This window comes from Streptomyces sp. NPDC003284 (assembly GCF_053589675.1).
The window spans coordinates 92637-117490 of the sequence record NZ_JBSFSI010000001.1; the positions used below are offsets into that span (position 1 = coordinate 92637).

Annotated in this window: 25 protein-coding genes; 10 read left to right on the forward strand and 15 right to left on the reverse strand. The window is 73.7% G+C overall.

What is annotated here, in order from left to right:
• Positions 1–38: 38 nt before the first annotated feature.
• From ACWDYF_RS00380 to ACWDYF_RS00390, 3 genes are all read right to left on the reverse strand, one after another.
• Positions 39–461 (reverse strand): acyl-CoA thioesterase, encoded by a 423-nt coding sequence (locus ACWDYF_RS00380; protein ID WP_389464604.1) that lies wholly within the window; start codon positions 459–461, stop codon positions 39–41.
• Positions 462–532: 71 nt separating this feature from the next.
• Positions 533–1201: a hypothetical protein gene (locus tag ACWDYF_RS00385; protein ID WP_389464602.1), complete on the reverse strand. Its 669-nt coding sequence runs from the start codon at positions 1199–1201 to the stop codon at positions 533–535.
• A gap of 117 nt (positions 1202–1318) precedes the next feature.
• On the reverse strand, positions 1319–1936 hold the full coding sequence (locus tag ACWDYF_RS00390; protein WP_018571618.1) for a histidine phosphatase family protein: 618 nt from the start codon (positions 1934–1936) through the stop codon (positions 1319–1321).
• Between the two features lie 388 nt (positions 1937–2324).
• Here ACWDYF_RS00390 and ACWDYF_RS00395 point away from each other — a divergent pair, with 388 nt between their 5' ends.
• A complete protein-coding gene (locus ACWDYF_RS00395) occupies positions 2325–3323 on the forward strand; it encodes an AraC family transcriptional regulator (RefSeq protein ID WP_389464600.1) in 999 nt (332 codons plus the stop codon).
• Here ACWDYF_RS00395 and ACWDYF_RS00400 read toward each other — a convergent pair.
• Positions 3311–4519 (reverse strand): pyridoxal phosphate-dependent aminotransferase, encoded by a 1209-nt coding sequence (locus ACWDYF_RS00400; protein WP_389464598.1) that lies wholly within the window; start codon positions 4517–4519, stop codon positions 3311–3313. The two genes, ACWDYF_RS00395 and ACWDYF_RS00400, sit on opposite strands and share 13 nt — an antisense overlap.
• Positions 4520–4600: 81 nt before the next feature.
• Between ACWDYF_RS00400 and ACWDYF_RS00405 the strand changes: the two genes are divergently transcribed.
• On the forward strand, positions 4601–5227 hold the full coding sequence (locus ACWDYF_RS00405; protein WP_389464596.1) for a winged helix-turn-helix transcriptional regulator: 627 nt from the start codon (positions 4601–4603) through the stop codon (positions 5225–5227).
• A gap of 100 nt (positions 5228–5327) precedes the next feature.
• Here ACWDYF_RS00405 and ACWDYF_RS00410 read toward each other — a convergent pair whose 3' ends face one another.
• From ACWDYF_RS00410 to ACWDYF_RS00430, 5 genes are all read right to left on the reverse strand, one after another.
• Positions 5328–6143 (reverse strand): hypothetical protein, encoded by an 816-nt coding sequence (locus tag ACWDYF_RS00410; RefSeq protein WP_389464594.1) that lies wholly within the window; start codon positions 6141–6143, stop codon positions 5328–5330.
• The gene (locus tag ACWDYF_RS00415; RefSeq protein WP_389464592.1) at positions 6143–7408 is read right to left on the reverse strand and encodes a VWA domain-containing protein; all 1266 of its coding nucleotides are present in this window, start codon (positions 7406–7408) and stop codon (positions 6143–6145) included. Before ACWDYF_RS00415 ends, ACWDYF_RS00410 begins: the two co-directional genes overlap by 1 nt.
• A gap of 52 nt (positions 7409–7460) precedes the next feature.
• A complete protein-coding gene (locus ACWDYF_RS00420) occupies positions 7461–8204 on the reverse strand; it encodes an NUDIX hydrolase (RefSeq protein WP_389464590.1) in 744 nt (247 codons plus the stop codon).
• Between the two features lie 41 nt (positions 8205–8245).
• Positions 8246–9784: a hypothetical protein gene (locus tag ACWDYF_RS00425; RefSeq protein ID WP_381739961.1), complete on the reverse strand. Its 1539-nt coding sequence runs from the start codon at positions 9782–9784 to the stop codon at positions 8246–8248.
• A gap of 118 nt (positions 9785–9902) precedes the next feature.
• Positions 9903–11426 carry an IucA/IucC family protein gene (locus ACWDYF_RS00430; protein WP_389464588.1) on the reverse strand — a complete coding sequence of 508 codons (1524 nt, stop codon included), beginning with the start codon at positions 11424–11426 and terminating at the stop codon, positions 9903–9905.
• 98 nt (positions 11427–11524) lie between these two features.
• On the opposite strand from ACWDYF_RS00430, the gene ACWDYF_RS00435 reads away from it, so the two are divergent.
• On the forward strand, positions 11525–13090 hold the full coding sequence (locus ACWDYF_RS00435) for an IucA/IucC family protein (RefSeq protein WP_389464631.1): 1566 nt from the start codon (positions 11525–11527) through the stop codon (positions 13088–13090).
• A gap of 285 nt (positions 13091–13375) precedes the next feature.
• On the opposite strand, the gene ACWDYF_RS00440 is transcribed toward ACWDYF_RS00435, so the two are convergent.
• Positions 13376–13765, reverse strand: a complete 390-nt coding sequence (locus ACWDYF_RS00440) for an antibiotic biosynthesis monooxygenase family protein (protein WP_389464587.1) — start codon at positions 13763–13765, stop codon at positions 13376–13378.
• Positions 13766–13923: 158 nt separating this feature from the next.
• Here ACWDYF_RS00440 and ACWDYF_RS00445 point away from each other — a divergent pair, with 158 nt between their 5' ends.
• From ACWDYF_RS00445 to ACWDYF_RS00465, 5 genes are all read left to right on the forward strand, one after another.
• Positions 13924–14547, forward strand: coding sequence for a histidine phosphatase family protein (locus ACWDYF_RS00445; protein ID WP_389464585.1), 624 nt, complete (start codon positions 13924–13926; stop codon positions 14545–14547).
• 171 nt (positions 14548–14718) lie between these two features.
• Positions 14719–15267, forward strand: coding sequence for a TetR/AcrR family transcriptional regulator (locus tag ACWDYF_RS00450; RefSeq protein WP_389464583.1), 549 nt, complete (start codon positions 14719–14721; stop codon positions 15265–15267).
• Positions 15264–15950: a hypothetical protein gene (locus ACWDYF_RS00455; RefSeq protein WP_389464581.1), complete on the forward strand. Its 687-nt coding sequence runs from the start codon at positions 15264–15266 to the stop codon at positions 15948–15950. Before ACWDYF_RS00450 ends, ACWDYF_RS00455 begins: the two co-directional genes overlap by 4 nt.
• Before the next feature lie 75 nt (positions 15951–16025).
• Positions 16026–16991 carry a prolipoprotein diacylglyceryl transferase gene (gene lgt / locus ACWDYF_RS00460; RefSeq protein ID WP_389464579.1) on the forward strand — a complete coding sequence of 322 codons (966 nt, stop codon included), beginning with the start codon at positions 16026–16028 and terminating at the stop codon, positions 16989–16991.
• A complete protein-coding gene (locus ACWDYF_RS00465; RefSeq protein WP_389464577.1) occupies positions 16988–17584 on the forward strand; it encodes a signal peptidase II in 597 nt (198 codons plus the stop codon). The genes lgt and ACWDYF_RS00465 overlap by 4 nt, the downstream gene beginning before the upstream one ends.
• 109 nt (positions 17585–17693) lie before the next feature.
• On the opposite strand, the gene ACWDYF_RS00470 is transcribed toward ACWDYF_RS00465, so the two are convergent.
• Complete coding sequence (locus tag ACWDYF_RS00470; RefSeq protein ID WP_389464576.1) at positions 17694–18653, reverse strand: MerR family DNA-binding transcriptional regulator; 960 nt, start codon at positions 18651–18653, stop codon at positions 17694–17696.
• A gap of 139 nt (positions 18654–18792) precedes the next feature.
• Here ACWDYF_RS00470 and ACWDYF_RS00475 point away from each other — a divergent pair, with 139 nt between their 5' ends.
• Complete coding sequence (locus ACWDYF_RS00475; protein WP_389464574.1) at positions 18793–19716, forward strand: HipA family kinase; 924 nt, start codon at positions 18793–18795, stop codon at positions 19714–19716.
• A 90-nt stretch (positions 19717–19806) separates the two neighbouring features.
• Here ACWDYF_RS00475 and aceB read toward each other — a convergent pair whose 3' ends face one another.
• Entirely contained in the window at positions 19807–21432 is a 1626-nt protein-coding gene (gene aceB / locus ACWDYF_RS00480) for a malate synthase A (RefSeq protein ID WP_381739977.1), read from the reverse strand.
• A gap of 184 nt (positions 21433–21616) precedes the next feature.
• Positions 21617–22216, reverse strand: coding sequence for a nucleotidyltransferase family protein (locus ACWDYF_RS00485; RefSeq protein WP_389464572.1), 600 nt, complete (start codon positions 22214–22216; stop codon positions 21617–21619).
• Between the two features lie 143 nt (positions 22217–22359).
• Here ACWDYF_RS00485 and ACWDYF_RS00490 point away from each other — a divergent pair, with 143 nt between their 5' ends.
• Positions 22360–22686, forward strand: a complete 327-nt coding sequence (locus ACWDYF_RS00490; protein ID WP_381739981.1) for a DUF5955 family protein — start codon at positions 22360–22362, stop codon at positions 22684–22686.
• Positions 22687–22865: 179 nt separating this feature from the next.
• On the opposite strand, the gene ACWDYF_RS00495 is transcribed toward ACWDYF_RS00490, so the two are convergent.
• Positions 22866–23504 carry a response regulator gene (locus ACWDYF_RS00495; protein ID WP_018571640.1) on the reverse strand — a complete coding sequence of 213 codons (639 nt, stop codon included), beginning with the start codon at positions 23502–23504 and terminating at the stop codon, positions 22866–22868.
• A complete protein-coding gene (locus tag ACWDYF_RS00500) occupies positions 23501–24751 on the reverse strand; it encodes a sensor histidine kinase (protein WP_389464569.1) in 1251 nt (416 codons plus the stop codon). The genes ACWDYF_RS00495 and ACWDYF_RS00500 overlap by 4 nt, the downstream gene beginning before the upstream one ends.
• Between the last annotated feature and the right edge of the window lie 103 nt (positions 24752–24854).

Below are 24854 nucleotides of genomic sequence, written 5' to 3' on the forward strand. Positions count from 1 at the left end.
GGTGCCGCACCCCCGCGGCGCGGCGCCGCGCGGCGGGCTCACAGGCCCAGCAGCGCCGGATCCTTCGCGAGGTCCCGGAACCGCTCCCGGGGAGCGGTCACCAGTCTGCGTGCCGTCAGGTCCAGCAGCCCGCCGACCGCGGTGATCTCCGCGGCCACCGTGCCGTCGGCCTTGCGGACGGTCTGGCGTATCCGGAACGTCTTGCCCTCGCCCCACTCGAACACACAGCTCACCACGGCCTCGTCACCGGCGAGCAGCTCCCGCCGGAAGCCGATGGTCGTCTCCAGCGCCACCGGTCCCACGCCCGTGGCGATCAGGTCGCGCTGGCTGATGCCGGCCGCCTGGAGCAGCGACCAGCGGGCGTGCTCCGCGTAGTTGAGGTACACGGCCTGGTTGAGGTGTCCCTGCACATCGGTCTCGTATCCCCGGACGGTCACCGGGACGGAAAACGGCTCGCTCACTGCATCCCCTTCTCGCACGTCACGCCTGTGACGTCGGTCCTCCTCCGACCGCCCCGATCCTGGCACGCCCCTCACACCCGGCGCGGGGAGGCCAGCAGGTAGCGCACCCGGGTCCGCGGCTCCGTGCACACGCCGGGCTGCCAGCCCGCCCGCTCCAGCGCCGCCGCGCAGGCCGCCAGCGGCTCCGCGTCCGGCGCGTACACCGCGACCGCCTCGGGCTGCGGGGTCGCCCGCACCCGGTAGCCGTCCGCCGCCGCCCCCGCCGGACGGAGCCCGGCCGCCTCCAGGGCCAGCGCGGCGGCCCGCACCAGATGCGCGCGCTCCCAGCCGCACGGCCGCTCCACCGCGCCGTCCGGGTTGGTCATCCGGCGCAGCTCCAGCAGCCCCTGCCAGGCGCTGTGCACCTCACGCGCCCGCGCGGCCCCGTCGTACGCCCCCGCCGCTTCCTGGTCCTCCTCGCCGCCGACCCGGGCGGCGAACACACCGGTGGGCGGCGGGACGTCCGCCGGGGGACCGGGGGCCGCCGGTGGGGGAGCGGGGACCGCCGGTGCGGGTCCCGCCTCGCGTATCCGGTGGCCCGCCGGGGTCAGGAAGTGGTCGTGCGGCGGGCGCGGGTGCCGGAAGGCCAGCCCGCGGGCCACCAGGGCCGCGAGCTGCGCCTCGGTGCCCCGCAGCCGCCCGGTGACCGGATCGGCGGCGTCGACGACCCGGCGCTGCGCGGCGGTCGGCGGTTGTGTCACGGCGTGCTCCCTCCCCGGGGCCCCGGTATGGACGAGCGGGCCGGGAAGGAGTCCCCGGCCCGTTCAGAAGGCTACGGCCCGGGTCTGACAACGCGCCGTGGCCTTCCGAACGGGCCGTCAGTGCGATGATCCGGCCGGTGCGGGCGGCCGGATGTTCCAGCCCGCGACCACCGGCCGGTCGTGCTCGGTGCCCAGTCGGCACACCGTGCCGGTGGCGAGCTGGAACAGCGCGCCCGACGCCGGGGGCAGACCCAGCCGCCGGGCCGTCAGCACCCGCAGGAAGTGCCCGTGCGCGACGAGCAGCACGACGCCCTCGGTGTTCGCGAACGCGGCGTCCACCTTGGCCAGCATCCGGTCGGCGCGCTCGCCGACCTGCTCCACCGTCTCGCCGGGGTGTTCCGGCGGGCCCGGCGCGACCCCGTCGGTGAACAGGAACCAGCCGGGCCGGGTCCGCTGGATCTCGGGCGTCGTCACCCCTTCGTAGCCCCCGTAGTCCCACTCCCGCAGATCCGCGTCGACGCGGGCGTCCGGCACCCCGATCAGTTCGGCCGTCTCCCGGGCCCGCTGGAGCGGGCTGACGAACGCGGCGCCGATGCGGTGCGACCGGATCAGCGGCACCAGCCGTCGCGCCTCCTCGCGCCCGTGCTCGGTGAGCGGTACGTCCGTACGGCCGGTGTGCCGCCCGGAGCGCGACCACTCGGTCTCCCCGTGCCGGACGAGAAAGAGGTCACCCATGCCCGGCCGTACCTTCCCTGTCGCCGCGTCGCCGCCGACGACACCCTGACACGGCCTGGGAGGGCTCGCAGCCGGGAGTGCGCCGTCCGGCCGGTACGGGGCCGTTCACCGCGATTCCGGCCGGGGGTCCACCTGTCCCCCGTACAGGTGGACCCCCGACGGCCCGAGCCGTACGGGACCGGCGGCCGCACGGGGAAGCATGCCAAGGAGCCGCTCCGCCGAGTTGACACAGAGTCGACTCTTGTTGCCATCGCGTCCACACCGGAGCCGATACGGCCACCTTCCGCGTCACGGGACACGCGGATTCGAGCCGATACGCTTGTTCACCTGTGAACTACTTCTTTCCTCGCGGCCGCCAGGAGCAGGGGCGAGGCGATGGGAGAACGAGATGCCGGTGACACCCGAGACGGCCGGGAGCGACGTCCTGGACGGGGTCGAGTGCTTCGAGCACTGGCGCGAGGTGATGGGGCGGACCCGGGCCGCCGAGATGACCAGTGACCATGTCACCACCTTCAGCGCGACCGTGCGGCAGGCGCGGCTCGGCCCCGTGGCCGTCCTGCGGACGGCGTTCCCCTCGATCCGGGTCAGGCGGACCGAGCGGATGATCCGCCGGTGCGACGACGAGCTGTACCACCTGACGATGCTGACGGCCGGCCACGGAACCGTGGCCTCGGCCGGTCCGGGAGGGACACAGCGGCTCACGCCGGGCCATTTCCATCTGGTGACCAGCTCACAGCCGTACGATTCCTGGTTCGCCGGAACCCCCGGCACCGGAGTGGGGCACCCGCGCGCCGAGGGCATCGGCATCGACCTGCCGGTGTCGGCCCTGCCCATCCCCGCGCACCGGGTCCGCCACCTGCTCGGCCGGGTGCTGTCGGGACAGCAGGGCACGGGCGCGGTGCTGGCGGCGTTCCTGCTCACCCTGGACCGCCAGCTGCCCGCGCTCCGGCCCGCCGAGGCGACCCGGCTCGGCGCCGTGGCGGCCGACCTGCTGTCCGCCTGCCTGGCGCGGGAGCTGGACGCCGAGGACGCGCTGCCGGAACAGACGCGGCACCGGGCCATGCTCCACGACGTGCGCGCCTTCGTCCGGCGGCACCTGCACGACCCCGGCCTGACCCCGGCGAAGGTCGCCGCGGCGCACCATGTCTCCGTCAGCTATCTGCACCGGCTCTTCACCAGCGGCTCGCAGGGCATGACCCTCGCCGCGTACATCCGCCGGCAGCGGCTGGCGAAGGCGTACCGCGATCTCGTCGATCCGGCCCTCGGCGCCCTGCCGATCCACGCCGTCGCCGCGCGGTGCGGAATGCCCCGTCCCTCCGCCTTCACCCGGGCGTTCAAGGCGGCCTACGGGATCTCGCCGAGCGATCACCGGCACTACTGCCGGTAGCCGTCGAGGAACCGCCCGATCCTGCTGATCGCCGTCTCCAGCACGTCCGCGTGCGGGAGCGTCAGGATGCGGAAGTGGTCGGGCGTGGGCCAGTTGAAGCCGGTGCCCTGCACGATCTGGATCTTCTCGCGGAGCAGCAGGTCCAGGACGAACCGCTCGTCGTCGTGGATCTTGTGGACGGCGGGGTCGAGCCGGGCGAACGCGTACAGGGCGCCCCGGGGCTTGACGCAGGAGACGCCCGGGATCTCGTTGAGCTTCTCCCAGGCGATGTTCCGCTGCTCGTACAGCCTGCCGCCGGGCACGGTCAGTTCGCCGATGGACTGGCGGCCGCCGAGCGCGGCCTGGATGGCGTACTGCGCGGGCGCGTTGGGGCACAGGCGCATGGAGGCCAGCATGGTCAGGCCCTCCAGATAGTCCCTGGCGTGCTGCCGGGGTCCGGTCACGACCAGCCAGCCGGAGCGGAACCCGGCCACGCGGTACGTCTTGGACAGGCCGCAGAAGGTCAGGACCACCAGGTCGGGGGCGAGCGCGGCCGTCGAGTGGTGCACGGCGTCGTCGTAGAGGATCTGGTCGTAGATCTCGTCGGCGAACACCATCAGGCCGTGCCTGCGGGCGAGGTCGAGGATGCCCTCCAGGATCTCCTTCGGATAGACCGCGCCCGTCGGGTTGTTGGGGTTGATGATCACGACGGCCCGGGTCCGGCCGGTGATCTTCGACGCCATGTCGTCCAGGTCCGGGTACCAGTCGGCCCGCTCGTCGCACCGGTAGTGGACCGCCTTGCCGCCGGCCAGGGTGGTCACGGCCGTCCACAGCGGGTAGTCCGGGGCGGGGACCAGGACCTCGTCGCCGTCCTCCAGCAGCGCCTGTACGGCCATGGAGACCAGCTCCGAGACGCCGTTGCCGAGGAAGACGTCGTCGACGCCGACCTCCAGGCCGCGTGCCTGGTAGCGCTGGGCGACCGCGCGGCGGGCGGAGAGGACCCCGCGCGAGTCGGTGTAGCCGTGCGCCCGCGGAAGCATCCGGATCATGTCCTGGACGATCTCCTCGGGCGCCTCGAAACCGAAGAGCGCCGGGTTGCCGGTGTTCAGGCGCAGCACGCTGTGCCCCGCCTCCTCCAGCGCGTTGGCGTGCTCGATCACCGGGCCGCGGATCTCGTAACAGACCTCGTTGAGCTTGCTCGACTGCCGGAACTCCATGCGCCCCTCCGGTTCGTGGTGTTGCTTGGTTTTACCAAGTGCGAGCTTGGAAAGTCCAACAACATGTCTAGACTGCGTCGCATGTCACCTCGCCGAAGCTACGACCAGTACTGCTCAGCGGCCCGCGCGCTCGACGCGGTCGGCGACCGCTGGACCCTGCTGATCGTCCGGGAACTGCTCGCCGGTCCCCGCCGCTACACGGACCTGCACGCCGATCTGCCCGGGGTGAGCACCGACGTCCTCGCCTCCCGGCTGAAGGACATGGAGCGCGACGGGCTGACGAGCAGGCGCCGGCTGCCGCCGCCCGGGGCCGCCCATGTCTACGAACTCACCCCGCGCGGGCGCGCGTTGCTGCCCGTGCTGCGGACGCTGGGGGAGTGGGGGCGGGCGGAGCTGGGCGAGCCGCGCCCCACCGACGCGGTGCGCGCGCACTGGTTCGCGCTGCCCCTGCTGGGCCCGCTGGCGGGCGACGGCCTCGTCGAAGTACGCCTGGAGAAAGGCGTCTTCCATCTGTACCCGCGGGACGAGGCAGGTGCCGTGTACGGCGACGGGCCCGCCCCCCGGGAGCCCGACGCCCGCCTGTCCCTCGACTCCGCCACCTGCGCGGAGCTCGCGCGCGGGGAGCTGGACCTCGCGGACGCGGTGCGCGAGGGCCGGGTGACCGTCACCGGGGACGGCCCGCTCGCCAAGTCCCTGCGGGAGGGATGACGGTCGCCGCGGGAGGTGCGACGGTCCCTGCGGGAGGCACGGCGAAGGCCCGCCCCGCCGGAGCGGAACGGGCCTGTCGCATCAGTGACATGACGTAGCGTCAGGCATTCGGAGGTACCCGCGAGGGACGCCCGGACCCCCGGGTCAGCGCGTAGCCGCCGATGCCCGCGAGCGCGGCCAGCACGGCGCCGATCCCGGACCACACCCACCGGTCGGACCACCAGCCCGACGACCAGCCGCCGTCCGGCTCGATGCTCGACAGCACCGCCGTCTTCTTCTTGCCGTCGCCGCTGTCACCGCCGTCGTGCTGCGAGGTGACCGCGATCCCGGGGACCAGCGGCTGGGACAGCGAACCGTCCACGGCCGCGGGACCGCCGATGTGCTTGGACTCCGCCCGGACCTCCGTGCTCACCGGCAGGCCCAGGTCGGACGCCTGGAGGCCGACCGCGGTGAGCCGGATGTAGTACGTGCCGGGCAGCGGGTCGTTGGCCCACGGCTCCGACCAGGCGCGGACCGTGCGCAGGACGCAGGCCAGCTCCACCGAGGCGGTGCCCGCGGCGGCGGTGCGGGTCTGGGCGCCGTACTGGCACGACTGGCGGCGGCGCAGCCCGTCGTAGACGTCGACCTGCCAGGTCTGCGTGGTGTGCTGCTCGGGCAGCTTCACCGTCGCGTGCACGGTGGGGCGCTGACCGGCGTCCGCGGGGAACGACCAGTACAGGTAGTCGCCGGTGGAGGCGCTCGCGGTGGCCCGCTGCCCCTGCTCGATCTCCGTCGCCGTACGGAAGGAGGTGCCCGCCTGCGAGGGGGCCTTGCTGTCGCCGGACGGGCTCGCCGAGGGCGAGGAGTCGGCCACCGCGGGGGCCGCCGCAAGCCCCAGGGCGAGCAGTGCGGCGCCGAACGCACGGGTGAGACGCATCAGTTGGTCCTCCAGATCGCCACGCGCCAGCGCGAGAGCCAGCCCCAGATCACTCCGGCGAGGAAGCCGGTCAGCACCAGGAGGCCGAGCAGCCACCAGCCGCGGCCGAGTCCGAACGCCGCCACGTCGCCCGACGGGTCGGGGGCGCCCACCACGTCCACGGTCAGCTCCAGCGGCAGACCCGGCGTGGTCTTCACCCCGGCGGTCGGCGCGAAGGAGTTGGTGACCTGGAGACACACCGTCTCCGCCGGGGCGTTGTCGTCGTCGCTCTTCGGCTTCGGATAGCGCAGGCCCGTGGAGACCACGTCGGTGCGGCCGGTGCCGGCCGCCTCGCCGCGCACGATCTCCCGCCCGTGCACGGTCACCGCCCGCAGCAGCATCCCGTGGTCGGGGCGCACGGCGCGGTCGTCGGCGATGCTGACCGAGGCCCGCAGCTCCTGGCCGGGCTCGACGTCCACCCGGTACCAGCGCTGCTGCCCGAACTCCTCGCGGTCGGTGTACAGGCCCGACTTGAGCGCGGGCGCCCTGGTGCAGTCGGCGGCGCCCTGGGCGGCGACCGGGGTCACCACCGGATCGGCGGCGCGGTCCACCAACTGGCCGACCCGGTCGGACAGTTCCTCCTTGTGCCGGACGGAGGTGTAGGTGCCGCCGGTCGCGTCGGCGATGCAGCTGAGCTGGTCACGGGTCTTGGCGTCCGGCACCAGGCCCAGGGTGTCGATGGTCAGGCCGATGCCCTTGGCGGCTATCTCGCGGGCCACCTCGCACGGGTCCAGCGGCTGGCAGGTGTCCTCGCCGTCGCTGATCAGCACGATACGGCGGGCGCCGTCGCCGCCCTCCAGATCGGTCGCCGCCTTCAGCAGCGCGGGCCCGATCGGGGTCCAGCCGGTCGGCGCCAGGGTGGCCACCGCCGCCTTCGCCTCGGTGCGGTTCAGCGGGCCGACCGGGTAGAGCTGCGCGGTGTCCTTGCAGCCCGTCTTGCGGTCGTCGCCGCGGTAGTTGGCGCCGAGGGTGCGGATGCCGAGCTGGACCTCCTCGGGGGTCGCGTCCAGCACCTCGTTGAAGGCCTGCTTGGCCGCGGCCATCCGCGTCCCGCCGTCGATGTCCCGTGCGCGCATGGAACCGCTGACGTCCAGGACGAGTTCGACCTTCGGCGCTGCCCGGCCGTCCGGTTCGTCGGCGACCGCGCCGGCGGGAAAGGCGATCCCGGCCGTCAGGGCGGCGAGCAGAGCACAGACTCCTGCCGCCAGCCGTTGTCTTGTGATCATCGGCGGATCCTATTGACCCGACGGTGGTTGCTCCAAAACGAGCGGCGGCGGCCTACTCCGCCCCCGGCCCCGGCTCCTTGCCGAACAGGCCCGCCAGCCGCGCCCGGTAGAGCACCGCGACCGTGAACCCGTCGGTGATCCGCCCGCCCGCCACCATCGCCTCGGCCTCGGTCCACGGCACCGTGCGGATCCGGTCGATCGCCTCGCCCCGCTCCGGGTCGCCGAAGCCGTCCACCCGGGCGGCGTACAGTTCGACGCGGTGGGCCAGCAGCCCGGTGTCCGGATGGAGTTCGCCGAGCGGGACCACCGCCGTGGGCACCGCCGCGATCTCCTCCCGGAGCTCCCGCGCGACGTTCTCCTCGCCGGTGGCCCCCGGGTCCCCGAAGCCGCGCACCACCTCCCAGTGCCGGGTCCGCGTGGCGTGCCGGAAGTGCTCGATCAGCACGACATCGCTCTCCGGGCCGAGCAGCGGCAGGACCACCACGCCCGGGGAGGCGTCCGGCGGCGGCAGCAGACGGTCGTACAGGCCCAGCCGCCCGTCCGGGAAACGTACCGGGTCGCGCAGATACCACAGATGGCGGTTGGCCGACACCACGCCCGCGGGAACCGGCCGCAGCAGCACCGCGAGCCGGGCCCGCAGGGACGCCGGGAAACCGCTCGTCGGCTGCCGTGCGGCCGCCGTGACCTGGCGCCGGGCCCGGCGGACCAGGGCGCGGTCCGTGAGGATGCCGATGCCTCCCGGTTCGTCGCGGAACCACCGCGGAACGGCCCGCCGCAGGGCCTCGTACCGGTTCATGGGATGCTCCGCGGGCAGTGCAAGGGCTGACTCCGGCCTTCTCAGTACTCGGGCAGGTCTTCGTTGTCCTGGGTGGTGGCGGACGCCGTGCCGGTCGGGGCGGGGCCCGACGCGTCCCGGTAGCCGGGCAGGCGCCGCACCAGATCGTGGAACTGGGTCCATTCTCGTTCACTCGCCAGCCGCACGGAGGCGATCTCCCGGGCGAACCTCTGTTCCTGCCGCCCGGCGATCCGGTTGCGCAGCACCAGCTGCACCGAACCCGTCAGCGAACCGCTGACCGTGAGCGGCAGGACCGAACCCGCCACCTCCCACAGGTCGCTGCCGCTGACGGCGGTGAACACGGCCGCCCCCACGGTGACGACGACCTCCACGACCGGCCGCCACGGGGCGGGTCTGGCCCGCTCGCGCTCCCTGGCCAGCCTGAGGATCTCCGAGTTGAGCCCGACGTAGCGGTCGAAGACCTGCCCCACCCGCTCGTCGAAGGTGTCGGGAGCGGCGGTGAGCGCGCCGAACGCCCGCACGTACTCGTTCCACACGGAGGTCTGCCGCAGCCGCCAGATGTCCTGGAGGGTGAGCGCGTTGACCGCGGCGGGCGTCAGCCGGTCCTGGACCGCGGCGAAGGCGTGCCGCCGCAGGAACGTCAGCAGATGCTCGGGGTCCTCGACGAAACCGGTGGCGGCCCGCGCCTCCCGGGCCTCCTGGAGCACCACGCGCCGCAGGCTGTCGCCGGGCGTGAGCGGGTAACGGCCCAGCGCGTCCGCCAGGTTGACGTTGTAGACGAGGTCGAGGAGCTGCTTGATCTGCGCCGCGAAGGGCTTGCTCCGGTCGTACCTGCCCTCGGCGACATTGGTCCCGGGGACCGTCACGAACTCCTCGTACAGGGCGTTGCGCACCACGGGCCGCCGGCTGACCCTGAGGTCGTTGCTGAAGGCGACCACCTCGCCGAGCCGCCGCCCGAACCGGTCCGCGTCCTCGCGGGCCACCCCCGTCTGGGCGGCCAGGACGTCGATGTCCTTGGCGGTCAGGCCCTGCACCTTCTCGGCGAACGGCTGGAACAGCCGTAGCCGGGTGCTCTCCCGGTTCTCGTGGTCGTCCGCCGAGTCGTCCCAGGACATGCGCACACAGCGCACCCGGTCCGTGGCGGGCAGCCCCTCCAGGGTCTCCTGCCAGGCCGTGAACCCGTCGCGCCGCACATGCAGACGGTCCGGCGGCTCCTCGGCCGGATGCCGCTCACCGAGCAGGAAGGGCACGATCGCCCCCGAGGCGAGCAGCCGCTGGTGCGCCGTGCGGGACTCGCCCTGCTCCACGAGGTCGCAGTTGATCGCGTCGTTGTTGTAGAAGTACGCGCGGTTGATCACGACCTGGCCGGCGTTGATCAGGCTGCGGAAGTACTCGGCCCGCACCTCCTGGCGGCGCAGCAGGCCGACCTGGTCGAGGGACTCGCCCCGCTCGATCATCTGCCGTGTGAGCTGCGCCGGGACCCATTGGTTGTCCAGCGACTGCGCGATCACCGCACCCGGGTCGAGCTGTTCGGGACGGATCGGCTTCATCAGACCGTCACTGCTGTCGACGTCAGTCATCTTCCGCTCTCGGGGCCGTGGGTGTCCGACGAACGCCCCACAGCTACACCGCCGCGGCGTGATGAGGACCACAACGCCGTTGTTTGGCCGGAAAGTTGTCTCATAGCCGGACGGAAGGTCACAGTCCGGTCGCGCCCGGCCGGGGCAGCTCGGTCCAGATGTCGCCGCTGCGGCCGGGGGAGAGCCGCATCAGCGTCAACGCCTTGACGGGCAGCGGCTCCTCGCGCAGGGCGCGGACGTCCGCCGTGCGCGGCAGATCCGGCAGGGCCGCCTCCAGGGCCGCGCCCAGCGCCGGACCGGAGCCCGCCGCACCGGCCAGCGCGCCCGCCACCAGCGAGCCGAACAGCTTGCGCCGCAGTGCGGTGGGGTCGTCGGTGAGGTTGCGCTCGGGCAGCGCGGGAACCGCGATGCCGTGCCGGGCCAGCCGGGCGGGGCTGACCCGGATGTCGGCCAGGTCGCGGTAGACCAGGCGCAGCGGCGCACCGGAGGGGGAGAGCACCACCAGCAGGTTCTGGCCGTGCGCCTCCAGCGCCACGCCCAGCTCCAGCAGGCCGAGACCGGCGGTGAGCGCGAGCCGGGTGAAGCCGGCCAGCCAGGCGGGGGAGTCCGGCAGCCCGGTGCCCGGCAGGGCCGCCACCGGCAGGACGCGCTCGCCGGGACGGACGTACTCCTGCGGCGACTCCCGCCACAGGGCCGCCAGATCGGGGGAGTGCGCGGTGGCCGCGCCGAGGGTGCGGGTGAGGTGCAGCAGACCGCCGGTGCGGGCCGCCAGGTCCTGCGCGAACGCCGACAGCACCGCCGAGGCGGCCACCGAACCGACCGAGATGTCCCGCACCGACGACGTCAGCCGCGCCGACAGCGCCGTCTTGACGTGCGGGCCGTCCGGCAGGGCCAGGGTGCGCAGCGACATCAGCGGATGCGCGGCGAGCCGGTCGCCCTCGCCGGGCCGCTTGAGCACATGCTCCGCCTGCCACGGGTGCACCGGCATCAACAGGCGCTCCCCGTCCCGCAGTTCCCGCGGCCACTCCCCGGTCACCAGGCACTCCCGGGCCGCGACCGGCAGCAGCCGCAGCTCCACCACGGGCCGGTGCTCCGGGCCGTACGCCAACTGCTCGGCCACCGAGAAACCGGGCCGGGAACGGCAGTTGGGGTGGAAGGGATGCCCGTCGACCACCCGCTGTTCCCACTCCCAGTCCCGGCCGGGCCACTCCTCCGGCGGGACCGGCCCCCCGCCGGACGTCGGCCGGTCCGCCCGGGACAGCGCCAACGACGCCGCGCTGTGCGCGAGTTCGGCGGCCAGCGCGCCGCCGTGCGGCACCGCGAGGGCGGCCGTCAGCCGCGCCGGATCGTCGTGGACCCCGCCGTCCAGGCGCACGGCCGTGACGTACGCGTCCGTCGCGTACGGGTCGGTCGGCGGCCCCTCCAGCACCCGGCCGTCGGACAGCCGCAGCACCAGGGCGTCCCGCGCCCGCTCCCGGCCGCCGATCCACGGCAGCGGCTCGTGCGCCAGCGCCCGCCACAGCCGGGTGAGCACGGCCGCTCGCGCGCCGGGCAGCTCGCGCGCGTACCGTGGGACGAGGCCGGGACGCACCACGGCCAGTTCCTCGCCGATCTCGGCCTCTGCGGTCGGGAGACGGTGCACGGTCGGGCTCCTCGGGTACGGATCGGACGCGCGGGCGCCACGGTAGCGCGCGGGCAGACATACTGATCACCTTCGCACCGTGTGGACGTATGGAACGAATGGAACGCATGGAGCTGACGCCCCCCACCGACGGCACCGGCGCACCCGCCGCGGCCGACACCGGCGCGCGCGCCGACGCCTACGCCGTCGCGCCCCTGCTGAACTGCCTGATCCGCGAGGTGGCCCGGCCCTGCCCGGAGCCCGGGAACGGGCAGGCCGGACCGGCCGGACGGCGCGGACCGGCCGGGCACGCCCTCTACCGGCTGCCGGGCACCGGGCGGCTGCTGCGGGTGCGCGCCGGGCGGCGGCCCGCCGCGCCCGAGGTGTCCGCGGACGGCCGCTGGCAGCGCCTCGGCCACACCGAACTGGTCAAACTGGTCGCCGACGAACTGCGCCGCCACACCGGCCTCACCAACGACGAACTGTCCGCCGAGATGATCGACAGCCGGGAGGCGGTGGCGGCACTGCTCGCCGCCCGGGAGCGGACCGCGCCGCCCGGCGATCTCTACACGCGCTCCGAGCAGTCCCTCGTCACCGGGCACCCCTGCCACCCGGCGCCCAAGGCGCGCGGCGGCGGCCCGGTCGCCTCCTGGCTGCCGTACGCGCCCGAGGCGTACGCCCGCTTCCCGCTGGTGCTGCTCGGGCTGCGCGAGGACCAGGTCGTGGAGGAGGGCGACACCTCGGCGCTGGACGCCCTCGGCCAGGCCCCGCCCGGCTACCGGCTGCTGCCCGCCCACCCCTGGCAGCTCGACCTGGCGGGCGAGGCCCTGGCCGGGGCGTTCGCCGACGGACGGCTGCTGCGGCTGGGCACGACCGCCTTCGACGTGCGGCCCACCGCCGCGATCCGCACCGTCCACGCGCCGGAGGCCGACCTGTTCCTGAAGTTCAGCCTGGACGTGCGCATCACCAACGACGTACGGCGGCTGTGGCGGCACGACCTGCTGAAGCTGCGCCGCACCGACACGGCGGTCACGGCCGCCTTCGCCCGGCTCGGCGGACCGGCCGCCTGGCTGAGCGACCGCGGCCACCGCACCGCCGCCTTCGCCTTCGAGGAACTCGCGGTCGTCGTCCGCGACGGGCTGCGGCGGCATCTGCTGCCCGGCGCGACCCCGCTGCTCGCCGCCGCCCTGACCGAGGAGTTCACCGGCAACCCGCTGGACGGCCCGCTGGATCCGGCGGTGTGGTGGGCGGCGTATCTGCGCCGGATGGTGCCCCCGGTCCTCACCGCCTTCGCACGGCACGGGGTGGTGCTGGAGGCGCATCTACAGAACTCGCTGGTCGCCCTCGACGGCGCCGGGCTGCCCGTGCAGGCGCTGTTCCGGGACGCGGAGGGCGTCAAGCTGCTGTCCGAGGTGGACCGGGCGGCCGGCTGGGAACGCCTGGTGTACTGCCTGGTCGTCAACCACCTCGCCGAGATCGCCGCCGCCCTCGCCGAACGCCGTCCCGGCTTCGACCCGTGGCCCGCCGTCCGGCACGAACTGTCCCGGCACGCCCTGCCCGAGGTGCCCGCCCTGCTGACCGCGCCGACCCTGCCCGGCAAGACGAACCTGCTGCTGCGCTGGACGGGCGCGGACGGCGCCGACGCCCGCTACCGCCCGCTGCCCAACCCGCTGGCCGGCACATAGACGGGCGCCGCCCGAAGGGCCTCGAAGCCCCAGAGACTCAGAGAGGCGGAGACCCGGAGACCCAAAGACCCCAAGACCCAGGGACTCAGAGATTCGGAGGGGCGGGCGGGGCCGTCGGCGGCCAAGGCGGGCGGCAGTACCGCGCGCCGCCGTCGGCCGGTGGGCCGTCGACCGGCTCGCAGACCAGGACGGAGGGCCGGCCGATGAAGTCGTCGTCGGGCAGGCCGCCCCCCCCGCAGTCGAGGTCGCGTTCCGGATCACCGGGATCCGGGAACCGGTCCGCCGTCACGCGGTCCCCCCGTCCGCGCGCACGTCCGGCGCCTGGGCCCGCGTGAAGCCGTGGCTGCGCTCGACCTTCGCCACGTGCAGCGTGTAGCGCTCGTACCACTGGGCCCGCCCGCGCTGCTGCGCCGCGCGGTGCTCGGCATCGCCCCGCCACCGCGCGAGGGCGTCGGCGTCGCGGAAGTACGCGACGGTGATGCCCAGCCCGCCGGGGGTCTGCGCATGGTCCGCCCCCAGGTACCCGGGGATCTCCCGCACCAGTTCCTCCATACGGTCGTCGGTCTCCCGGTAGCCGTCCTGCTCCGGGGTCCGCACCGTGGTGAAGACAGCGACGTAGTAAGGGGGTTCGAAAGCCGGGACGGGCACGGCGGTGGCTGTCCGGTCACTGGTCATGGCGCCACCGTAAGGCGCGACGCGCCCGAAGATCCAGCGTCCGTCCCCGGGGGCGGGCACACCTGGCCGGAGGCGGCGCCGGCCTTCGTGGAACCGGCGCGCACGGGGCGGCGTCCTTCCGTGGGTCCGCAAGATCCACGTCACCGAAGGACGCATCCATGACCGGTACGGCCGCCCGCTACCTCTATCTCGCGCGTCACGGCGAGGCGTCGCCGGACGAGAGCGAACTGACGGACGCGGGCCGCCGCCAGGCCGCCCTGCTGGGGCAGCGGCTCCGCGGGATCCCGCTGGCGGCGATCCACCACGGGCCCCTCGCCCGTGCCGAACAGACCGCCCGGCTGGTCGGTGAGCAGCTCGACACAGTTCCCTGCCGCCGTTCCGAAGTGGCCGGTGACTACGTCCCTTACCTGCCGACACGGGCGGAACTGCCGCCGGAGGCCGCCGACGACTGGGTCGCGTTCCTGGACCAGTTCACGGCCGAGGAACGCGAACAGGGTCCCGGGCTGGCGGCGCAGGCGCTCGCGGAGTTCACCGGGCCCGTCGCCGGGGACGAACCGCGCCACGAACTCGTCGTCACCCACAACTTCCTCGTCGGCTGGCTCGTCCGGGCCGCCTTCGAGGCGCCGAAGTGGCGCTGGCTGGGCATCAACCACGCCAACGCGGCCCTCACCGTCATCCGCTACACGCCCGAGCGGCCCCCGGCGGTTCTTCTCTTCAACGACACCGGCCATCTCCCCGCCGAGCTGCGCTGGACGGGCTTCCCGCCGGAACTCCACGTCTGACGCTGTGACCGAGGCCGACGGTGCCCCCTGTCCCGGGCGGCCTTCTCCTTGACGATCACCACCGGCGGCCCTATGTTGGCGCCTGCGGCTAACGCTGTTAGCCGCAGGGAGGGGGCGTCATGCGAGAGAGCCGAAGCGAGTACCGCGTCGTGAGCGCGCGTTCGGCCCGCCGTGGCTGACCGCGCGCGGCAGATCATGGCCGCCGCCCGGGAACTGCTCGACGCCGAAGGGCCGGACGCGTTGTCCATGCGGCGCATCGCCGAGCACGTCGGCATCCGGGCGCCTTCCCTGTACAAGCACTTTCCCGACAAGGCCGCTGTCGAGGCCGGGCTCCAGGCGCAGGGGATGACCCGCCTGGCAGAGGACATGGAGGCCGTCGAGGCCCGGACCGGCGCCGACGTGTCCCTGCTCGTGCTCGCCCGCGCCTACCGGCGGCATGCGCTCACCAGCCCGCACCTCTACCGCATCACCCACAGCCGGCCGCTCGCCCGCACCGCACTGCCCGAAGGGCTCGAAGACCGCGCGGCGATGCCGCTGGCCCGCGCGGTGCACGGCGACATCGACATCGCGCGTTCGTTCTGGGCGTTCGCCCACGGCATGGTCGTGCTCGAACTCGACGGCCGCTTCCCGCCCGGCGCTGATCTGGACGCCGCATGGCGTACCGGCTGCGAGGCGTTCGCCCGGATGATCCGGAACAAGCCCCGAAATGACACCGCATGACCATCTCGGCCAGGGGACCCGCGCCCGCTTCCGCCGTCCGCGCCGCCGGATACGTACACGCCGCGGCCTGGATCCTCGGGCTCGCCGTCGGATGGGGAGCCACCCCCGGCATCGGTGACACGGATGCCGGGATCACGGCCGCGTACGCCGGCCGGCCGGTCCAGGCGGTGGTCCAGGCGCTGTCGGTCCACGGCGTGGCGGCTGTCGCCCTGCTGGTCGTCGGATCGGGACTGGCCGGCCGGGGCCGCCGCACCGGCAGCACCGCGGCCGGTGCGGCGGGATGGGCGGCGAGGGCCGCGGGGGCGCTCGCAGGCGGGCAACTGGTCCTGGAACTGATCGCGGTGTCCGGAGCTGATGCGGCGTCACCGGGCAGGACCGGTGCACTGTTCGAGGTGGTCCAGCGTGCGGACGGGGCCAAGATGCTCGCCCTCGCCGTGCTCGCCGCCGCCACCTGCGTAGCCTCGCGCGACCGGCACGGCACACTGCTGCGGCGCTGGGAAGTCGTCATCGGCTGGTTCCTCGCCGCCACGATCACCGCTTCCGGTGTCGGCTACCTGCTTCTGCACACCGCCCTGACCCCGGCGGCCTTCATCTCACTGCCCCTGCTGCTGATCTGGATCGCCGCACTCGGCGCGGCCCTCGGAAGCCGGTCCGGGCGTTCGCCCGACCTGACGGGCTGCTGATCGAGGAGCGCAGCACGCCGTACGACGTATGCCTGGTTCGCCGGTCCGCCTGACCGAGCCCCCTACGGAGTGACCATGGATCTAGCCCACCTTCCCAGCCCTTCGACGGGAGTGCTCCACCTCGGCCCCATCCCGTTGCGGGCGTACGCCTTCTGCATCATCCTGGGCGTCTTCGTGGCGGTCTGGCTCGGCAACCGGCGGTGGGTGGCACGCGGCGGCCAACAGGGTGTCATCGCGGATGTCGCCGTCTGGGCCGTGCCGTTCGGCCTCGTCGGCGGCCGGCTGTACCACGTGCTCACCAGCCCCGACGCGTACTTCGGCGACCAGGGCGAGCCCGTCCGGGCCTTGTACGTGTGGGAGGGCGGCCTCGGCATCTGGGGCGCCGTCGCCCTGGGCGGGGTCGGCGCGTGGATCGGCTGCCGTCGCCACCGCGTCCCCTTCCCCGCCTTCGCGGACGCGGTCGCCCCGGGCCTCGCCCTGGCCCAGGCGATCGGCCGCTGGGGCAACTGGTTCAACCAAGAACTCTACGGCCGCCCCACCACACTCCCCTGGGGCCTGGAGATCGACCGCGCCCACCGTCCGCCCGGCATGCCCGGCATCGCGACCTATCACCCCACCTTCCTCTACGAGTCCCTGTGGAACATCGGCGTCGCCGCCCTGGTCCTCTGGGCGACGGCCCGGTTCCGGCTCGGTCACGGCAGGGCCTTCGCCCTCTACGTCGCCGCCTACACGCTCGGCCGGTTCTGGACCGAGTACCTGCGTATCGACGAGGCCCACACGTTCCTCGGCCTGCGCCTGAACGACTGGACCTCCGTCCTGGTCTTCCTCGGCGCCGTGGTCTGCCTCGTCGTGTCGGCCCGCCGCCACCCGGGCATCGAGGACGTGGCACGCCCACCGGACGAGGGTGGTGGCGAGAGGCCCGACGAGCCGCGCCTCGCCGATGCCTCCGCCGGCCTCGCCCCCGGGCGCCGGGAGGCGCATCACCACGACGAGGCCCGCGGCCTCGACCGTGACAACGTCGAGAGCGGGGGGACCAGGTGAGTGAGTCGAACGAAGCGAGGAGCCGTCGACGATTCGGCCTCATCGCCGTCATGGCCGCCCTGCCGCTGGCCGCGGACCTGGCGACCAAACAGATCGCCCTGGCCGAGTTCTCGCCGACGGACCCGGTGAGCACGCTCGGCGGTCTCCTGAAGTTCACCCTGGTGACGAACTCCGGCGCCGCGTTCTCCATCGGCGAGGGCGCGACATGGTTGTTCAGCGCGGCCAAACTCGTCGTGATCACCGTCATGCTCTGGGGAGCGCGCCGGGTCCGCGTCCCCCTGTGGGGCGTGGTCTTCGGTCTGCTGATCGGCGGTGCGACGGGCAACCTCGTGGACCGCGTCTTCCGGCCGCCCGCCCCGTTGCAGGGGGCGGTCATCGACTGGATCCAGCTGCCGCACTGGCCGGTCTTCAACATCGCCGACATGGCGGTGGTCTGCGGCGGGGCCCTGGCCGCGGTGGCAGTCCTGCGCAAGATCAGTCTGGACGGTTCTCCTGTGGCCGAGGAGCCGGCCGGGACCGGAGCACCCGGCGGCCCGGAAGGCGGGAACGCCGCCACCGACAGAGACAACAGCCAAGCCCGAGCGCAAGATTGACGGAACATCAGGCGAGTGCCGCCCGACTGCACGGCGGCCACTCACCCCCGAAGGCTCACGCGTCGGCCGGGTCCGGCGGTGAACCGTCGGGGACAGCTGTCCCGGCGCATCAGGGCCGGTGCGCGTTGTCGCCGAGCCAGGCCAGGACCTGGGCGGCATGCCTGTCCGGAGGGAAGATCGGGTAGAAGACGTGCTCGATCAGGCTGTCCTTGACGATCAGGGTGAGCCGCTTGTACAGCGTCAGCCCGCCGGTGGTGAAGGTGGGCAGGCCCAGCGCCCGGCCCAGGCTCCGTGCGGGATCGGACAGCATCCGGAACGGCAGACGGAGCCGCTCGGTGACCTCGCGCTGGTAGTCGCCGTCCTGACCGGAGAGGCCGTACACCCGGGCCGCGCCCGCCGCGAGCAGGTCCTGGTGGTGGTCACGGAAGCCGCATGCCTCGACGGTGCAGCCACGCGCGCCGGGGATGGAGTTCCAGCCCTCGGGCAGATCGGTGCCGGGGCGGCCCGTCAGCGGGTAGACGTAGAGCACCGTGCGCCCCGCCCCCAGCGCGTCGAGGCTGACGGTGGCGCCGTCGGTGGCACGGAGTTCCAGCCGCGGCATCCGCGCCCCGCGCAGATGGGCGGCAGCGCCGTCGTCCTCGGGAACGGGCAGTCCGGCAGGCAGGCTCGTGTGGTCGGTCATCGGTTCCTCTCCTTCGGCCGGTGAGAGGCGGCTGCTGCGGTGGGCGGCCCGGTGCAGGTGCGTCACCAGCGCCGCCCGGCGGGCGGTGAGACCCTCGATCCGCCGCGTGAGCTCGTCGATGGCGTCCCGGTACCCGGCCAGCGCGGCCGGGCAGTCGTCCGCGTGCCGGTGCCCCAGGGCCAGGCATTCCAGGAACGGCCGTGTCGCCTCGACGGGGATGCCGAGGAGACTCAGCGCCCGGATCTCCCGCGTGAGCCGTACGTCGTGCTCGTCGTAGTCCCGGTAGCCGTTGGCCAGCCGCACCGGCGCGAGCAGCCCCAGCGATTCGTAGTAGCGCACCGCCTTGGTCGTCACACCCGCTCGCCGGGCCAGCTCACCGATCCGCATGCCTCTCACCTCGAAGAACGCTAGACCTTGCCCTTGAGGGTAAGGTCAAGCGCCCGTACCCGAGGCGTCCTCCCCGGCTGTTACGCTCGGTCACTATGCGCACTGCACGCCGGGGACCGGGGACGAGGGGTGTACCGCCATGCTGACCGAGGTCACCGCCACCCGCTATCTCGCACCGCTGCGCTCGGGCGGGTCGGTGCCGGGGATCGTCGAGGCCGACGATCTCGGGACGTACGTCGTGAAGTTCACCGGGTCCGCGCAGGGGCGCAAGGCGCTGGTCGCCGAGGTGATCGTCGGGGAGCTGGCGCGTGCGCTCGGGCTGCGGTTCCCGGAGCTGGTGCTGGTGCACTTCGACCCGGCCATCGCCGCGCACGAGCCGTACCAGGAGGTGCGGGAGCTGCACGGGGCGAGCGCGGGGGTCAACCTGGGGATGGACTATCTGCCGGGGGCGCGGGACTTCACCCCGGAGGTGGCGCGGACGTTCCGGGTGGATCCGCTGGAGGCGGGGCGGATCGTCTGGCTGGACGCGCTGACCGCGAACGTCGACCGGACGGTCCACAGCTCCAATCTGATGGTCTGGCCGACCCTCGGGGTCGCGCCGCCGCGCCTGTGGCTCATCGACCACGGCGCCGCGCTGGTCTTCCACCACCGCTGGGACCTGACGGCACCGGGCAAGGCGTACGACTTCCGGCACCACGCGCTCGGCCGGTACGCGCCCGATGTGCGCGCGGCCGACGCCGAGCTGGCCCCGCGGGTGACCGAGGCGCTGCTGCGCGAGGTCGTCGCCCAGGTGCCGGACGGCTGGCTGCGCGACGAGCCGGGGTTCCACACGCCCGAGGAGGTGCGCGAGACCTACGTCCGGCATCTGCACGCGCGCGTGCGGGCCTCCGCTTCCTGGCTGCCCACGGACTTCCCGGGGCACGACGAGCTGGCCGCCGAGGAGGCGCGGCGCGCGGCGCGTGCGCAGCGGGGGCGGCCGGACTGGCTCAAGCGGGTCCCGGATCTGCACGGCAAGCCGGCCGCGGAGCAGGACTGGTCCGTGCACCTGGGGCGCGAGGACTGAGGACTGAGGAGAGGGGCGCGAGGAGAGGCGAACGGCCGGACGGCCCGGAGGCGATGCCCCCGGACCGTCCGGCCGTGACGCCGCCGCCGGTCAGCCCTTGAGCTGCTGGTAGGCGGGCAGGGTCAGGAAGTCCGCGTAGTCCTCGTCGAGGGAGACCTGGAGCAGCAGGTCGTGGGCCTGCTTCCAGTGACCGGCGGCGAAGGCGTCGTCGCCGATCTCGGCGCGGATGTTCTCCAGCTCCTCGGCGGCGACCTTGCGGGCCAGTTCGGGCGTGGCCTTCTCGCCGTTCTCGAACTCGACGCCCGCGTTGATCCACTGCCAGATCTGCGAGCGGGAGATCTCGGCGGTGGCCGCGTCCTCCATCAGGTTGAAGATGGCCACCGCGCCGAGGCCGCGCAGCCATGCCTCGATGTAACGGATGCCCACCTGCACGGCGTTGACCAGGCCCGGGTAGGTCGGCTTGGCGTCGAGGGAGTCGACCGCGATCAGGTCGGCCGCCTCGACGTGCACGTCCTCACGCAGCCGGTCCTTCTGGTTCGGCCGGTCGCCGAGCACCTTGTCGAAGGACTCCATGGCGATCGGCACCAGATCGGGGTGGGCGACCCAGGAGCCGTCGAAGCCGTCGCCGGCCTCGCGGTCCTTGTCGGCGCGGACCTTCTCGAAGGCGACCTTGTTGACCTCGGGGTCCTTGCGGGACGGGATGAACGCCGCCATGCCGCCGACGGCGTGCGCACCGCGCTTGTGGCAGGTGCGCACCAGCAGTTCGGTGTACGCGCGCATGAACGGGGCCGTCATCGTCACCGCGTTGCGGTCGGGCAGGACGAACTTCTCGCCGCCGTCACGGAAGTTCTTGACGATGGAGAACAGGTAGTCCCAGCGGCCGGCGTTCAACCCGGAGGCGTGGTCGCGCAGTTCGTAGAGGATCTCCTCCATCTCGTACGCGGCCGTGATCGTCTCGATCAGCACGGTGGCGCGCACGGTGCCCTGCGGGATGCCGAGCGCGTCCTGGGCGAAGACGAAGATCTCGTTCCAGAGGCGGGCCTCCAGGTGCGACTCCGTCTTGGGCAGGTAGAAGTACGGGCCCTTGCCGAGGTCGATCAGGCGCTGCGCGTTGTGGAAGAAGTACAGGCCGAAGTCGACGAGGGCGCCGGGGACCGGCCTGCCGTCGGCGTCGACGAGGTGGCGCTCGTCCAGGTGCCAGCCGCGCGGGCGGGTGACGACGGTGGCGAGTTCGGCGGCCGGGCGCAGCGCGTACGACTTGCCGGACCTCGGGTCGGTGAAGTCGATGCTGCGGGTGTAGGCGTCGATCAGATTGAGCTGGCCGAGGACGACGTTCTCCCAGGTGGGGGCAGAGGCGTCCTCGAAGTCGGCGAGCCAGACCCTCGCGCCCGAGTTGAGGGCGTTGATGGTCATCTTCCGGTCGGTGGGACCGGTGATCTCGACCCGGCGGTCGTCCAGGGCCGCGGGGGCGGGAGCGACCTTCCAGGAGTCGTCCGCGCGGATCGCGGCCGTCTCCGGGAGGAAGTCGAGGGTGGAGGTACGGGCGATCTCGGCGCGGCGCTCGGCGCGGCGGGCGAGCAGTTCGTCGCGGCGCGGCGTGAACCGCCGGTGCAGCTCCGCCACGAAGGCGAGCGCCGCGTCGGAGAGGACCTCCTCCTGCCGGGGCAGGGGCTCGGCGTCGACGATGGCCAGCGGGGACGGCGCTGGTGCGGACATGAGCTGTCACTTCCTTCAGCGGTGGCACCGGGTGCCAAGGAGTACGAATGGGGCGATTCGCACCCGCTGTGCGGTCGGGTGCTTCTGATCAGTGGATAGTAGTTTCCTTATCGTGGAACTTCAATGGTTTGTTGATGTCGAGATTCTCTGAGTCGAGGGAAGCTGGCGCTCGGTGCCAGCCCGTTCACTCCAGGTGCGCCAGGTCCGCTTCCGTGTCGATGTCGTAGGGCTGCGCCACGTCCGCGCACTCGATCAGGACGATCCGCCCGGCGTGCTCCTTCAGATAGCCGCGTGCCCCCCGGTCGCCGCCGGCACTCGCCGCGATCCCCGCCCAGTGCGCGGCGCCGAACAGGACCGGATGCCCGCGCACCCCGTCGTACGCCGCCGAGACCAGCGACGTCTCGTCCCGGAACGCCGCCCGCACCCGGGCCGCCGCCACGGCCCCGATCCCGGGCTGGTCCACGAGCGAGACCAGCACCGCCCGCGCCCCCGAATCCGCGAGCGAATCCAGCCCGGCCCGCAGCGAGGAGCCCATGCCCTGCTCCCAGTCCGCATTGTCCACGAGCACACAGCCCTCCAGCCGGGCCCGCCGCCGCACCTCGTCCGCCCGCGCGCCCAGCACCACGTGCACCCGGGCGCAGCCCGCCGCGCGCAGCACCCCGACCGCGTGCTCCACCAGCGGCCGGCCCCGGTGGGTGAGCAGTGCCTTGGGCCGGCCGCCGAGCCGCCGCCCGCCACCGGCCGCGAGCACGAGACCGGCCACCTCGTCATCCGTATGTGTCATACGTCCTGCATACCTGACGGCCCGTCGACCGCGCCGATCGGGCGAGGCTGAATTTCGGTCCGCACGCTGGCGCACCCCGTTCCGGTGGCGTTTACTGACCCGGGTCCGGGGACTGCGCACGGCGACGTGCGAGGGGGAGGGCTGTGTTGCGGAGCTTGGGACAGCGGCCGGTGACCGGCGGCAAAGAGGATCCGCGGGTGGCGGGGCTGCGCGCCGCCGTATCCCGTCTGCGTCGTGAACTCGCCGCGCATCCGGGGGAGTTCCCCGACCGCGCGATAGCCGAGGACGAGCTCGCCGCACTCGCCGCGCTCTCGGCGGCGACCGCTCCGGGCAGCCCCGAGATCCCCCGGCTGCGCCGTTCCCTGCTGCTGATCGCCGGTTCGATCGGCTCCGTCAGCGCCCTGCGCCCCGGCCTGGCCGAGGTGCGCGACGCGGTGGACCTGTTCGGACCGCCGCCGCCCCTGCGCTGAGGTCCGCGCTCGGGGGCGCGCGCCGCACATCGAGGGCTCGCGCGCCGCGTACGCCTCCCGGGCACGTGCGCCTCCCGGGCATGTACGCCTCCCGGGTGTGTGCGCCGAGGGCGCCGTCACGGCCCTCCACCCCCGGACCACCCCCGGGGCCGCCCCGGGCCACCCCCGGGACCCGTGTCTCAGGGCCTGCGCCGCCGTACGAGCCCCTGCTCGGTGGCCGCCGCCACCGCCGCCGTACGGGAGTCGACGCCCAGCTTGGCGTAGACGTGCACCAGGTGGGACTTCACCGTGGCCTGGCTCAGGAACAGGCGCTTGCTGATCTCCAGGTTGGACAGGCCGTCGCGGACCAGCTCCAGGACCTCCAGCTCACGGCGGCTGAGCGCGGCGGCCGGTGTGCGCATCCGGTCCATCAGCCGGTGGGCGACCGCCGGGGCCAGCGCCGAACGGCCGGAGGCGGCGGTGCGCACCGCCGCGGCCAGCTCCTGCGGCGGCGCGTCCTTCAGCAGATAGCCCGCCGCCCCGGCCTCCACCGCGGCCAGGATGTCCGCGTCGGTGTCGTACGTGGTGAGCACCAGGACGCGCGGGGCGCCGGGCCGGGCGGTGATCGCCGCCGTGGCCTCCGCGCCGTGCATCCCGTGCGGGCCGAACTGGAGATCCATCAGCACCACGTCGATCCCGCCCGCGGCGGCCAGCTCCACCGCGCGCTCCGCCGTCGGCGCCTCCGCGACGATCTCGAAGTCGGGCTCGGCGGACAGCACCGCCTTGAGACCGGCGCGGACCACGGGGTGGTCGTCCGCGAGCAGCAGCCGCACGCTCACGCGCCGCCTCCCGTGTCCCGGGCCACCGGCCAGGGCAGGGTGACCGCCACCGCCGTGCCCTGGCCCGGCGCGGACTCCACCGCGAACGTGCCGCCCAGCGCCTCGGCGCGCGAGCGCATCGCGGGCAGCCCGAAACCGCCGTCCGCCCCGGCGCGCGGGAACACCGCCCGGCGCTCGCCCGCAGCCCCCGCGCGCCCCGCGCCTCCCGCGCCCGCGCCCACGGCCGTCGGCACCGCGTCCGGTACGAAACCCGCCCCGTCGTCGACGACGTCCAGCGCCACCGCCGTGTCCATGAAGCTCAGCGTGACCTCCGCACGGGCGGCGCGGGCGTGCCGCAGGGTGTTGCCGAGCGCCGACTGCGCGATCCGCAGCAGCGCCACCTCGTACGGAGTGGGCAGCGCCGCCGGGCTGCCGCTCACCGAGAAGCGGACCGCGGGCGGGCCCACCGCGCGCGAGCAGAGCCGTTCCAGCGCGCCGGTGAGCGAGCCGTGCTCCAGGTCGGGCGGGGTCAGGGCGCGGACGAAACGGCGGGCCTCGGCGAGATTGTCCTGCGCGGCGGCGCGGGCCTGCTCGATGTGCGCGGCGGCCGGTGAACCGGCGGGCACCTCGCGCTGGGCGGCGCGCAGCAGCAACTGGATGCTGGACAGGCCCTGGGCGAGCGTGTCGTGGATCTCCCGGGCCAGCCGCTCCCGCTCGGCGAGGGTGCCCGCGGCCCGTTCGGCGGCGGCCAGGTCCGCGCGGGTGGCCACCAGCTCCTCGATCAGCTCGCGGCGCCGCTCGCTCTCCCGGTACAGGGCCTCGTAGCCGAGGACCGTGGCCACGGCGACCGCCGCGCCGAGCAGCGGGCCGATGAACACCCCCGCGTTGATCCGCTCCGCGTGTCCGGCGAACCCGGCGATGGCCGCCGCCGCGGTCGCCGCGACCGCGGGCAGGCCCCAGCGCAGCGGCAGCAGATGCAGCAGCAGGAAGTACAGCGGGAACGCCGCCCACACGGCTTGGGGGGAGTACGCCAGCAGGACCAGCCAGGCCGCGCCGAGCGCCGCGAGCCACACCGCCGAGCGGCGCCGGGAGCGCAGCACGGCGGGCTGGAGCACACCGAAGGCGAACACCGCGCCCGTGCCGAGCGCCGCCGCCACCGTGCCGGGTCCCGTCGCATGGGCCGCGGCGAGCCCGAGCAGCCCCGCGAACAGGGCGTACAGGCACAGGCGCAGGATGACGGCGACGGGGGAGCGGGGGCGGAGGTCCATGGCCCGTCCAGCGTAAGCGGGCCGGGCGCCGCACCGGTCAACCGAAAGGTGGAAAGACGGCTGCTCCCTTCGGCCCGGCACGAGCGTGCCCCGGGGCGATGCC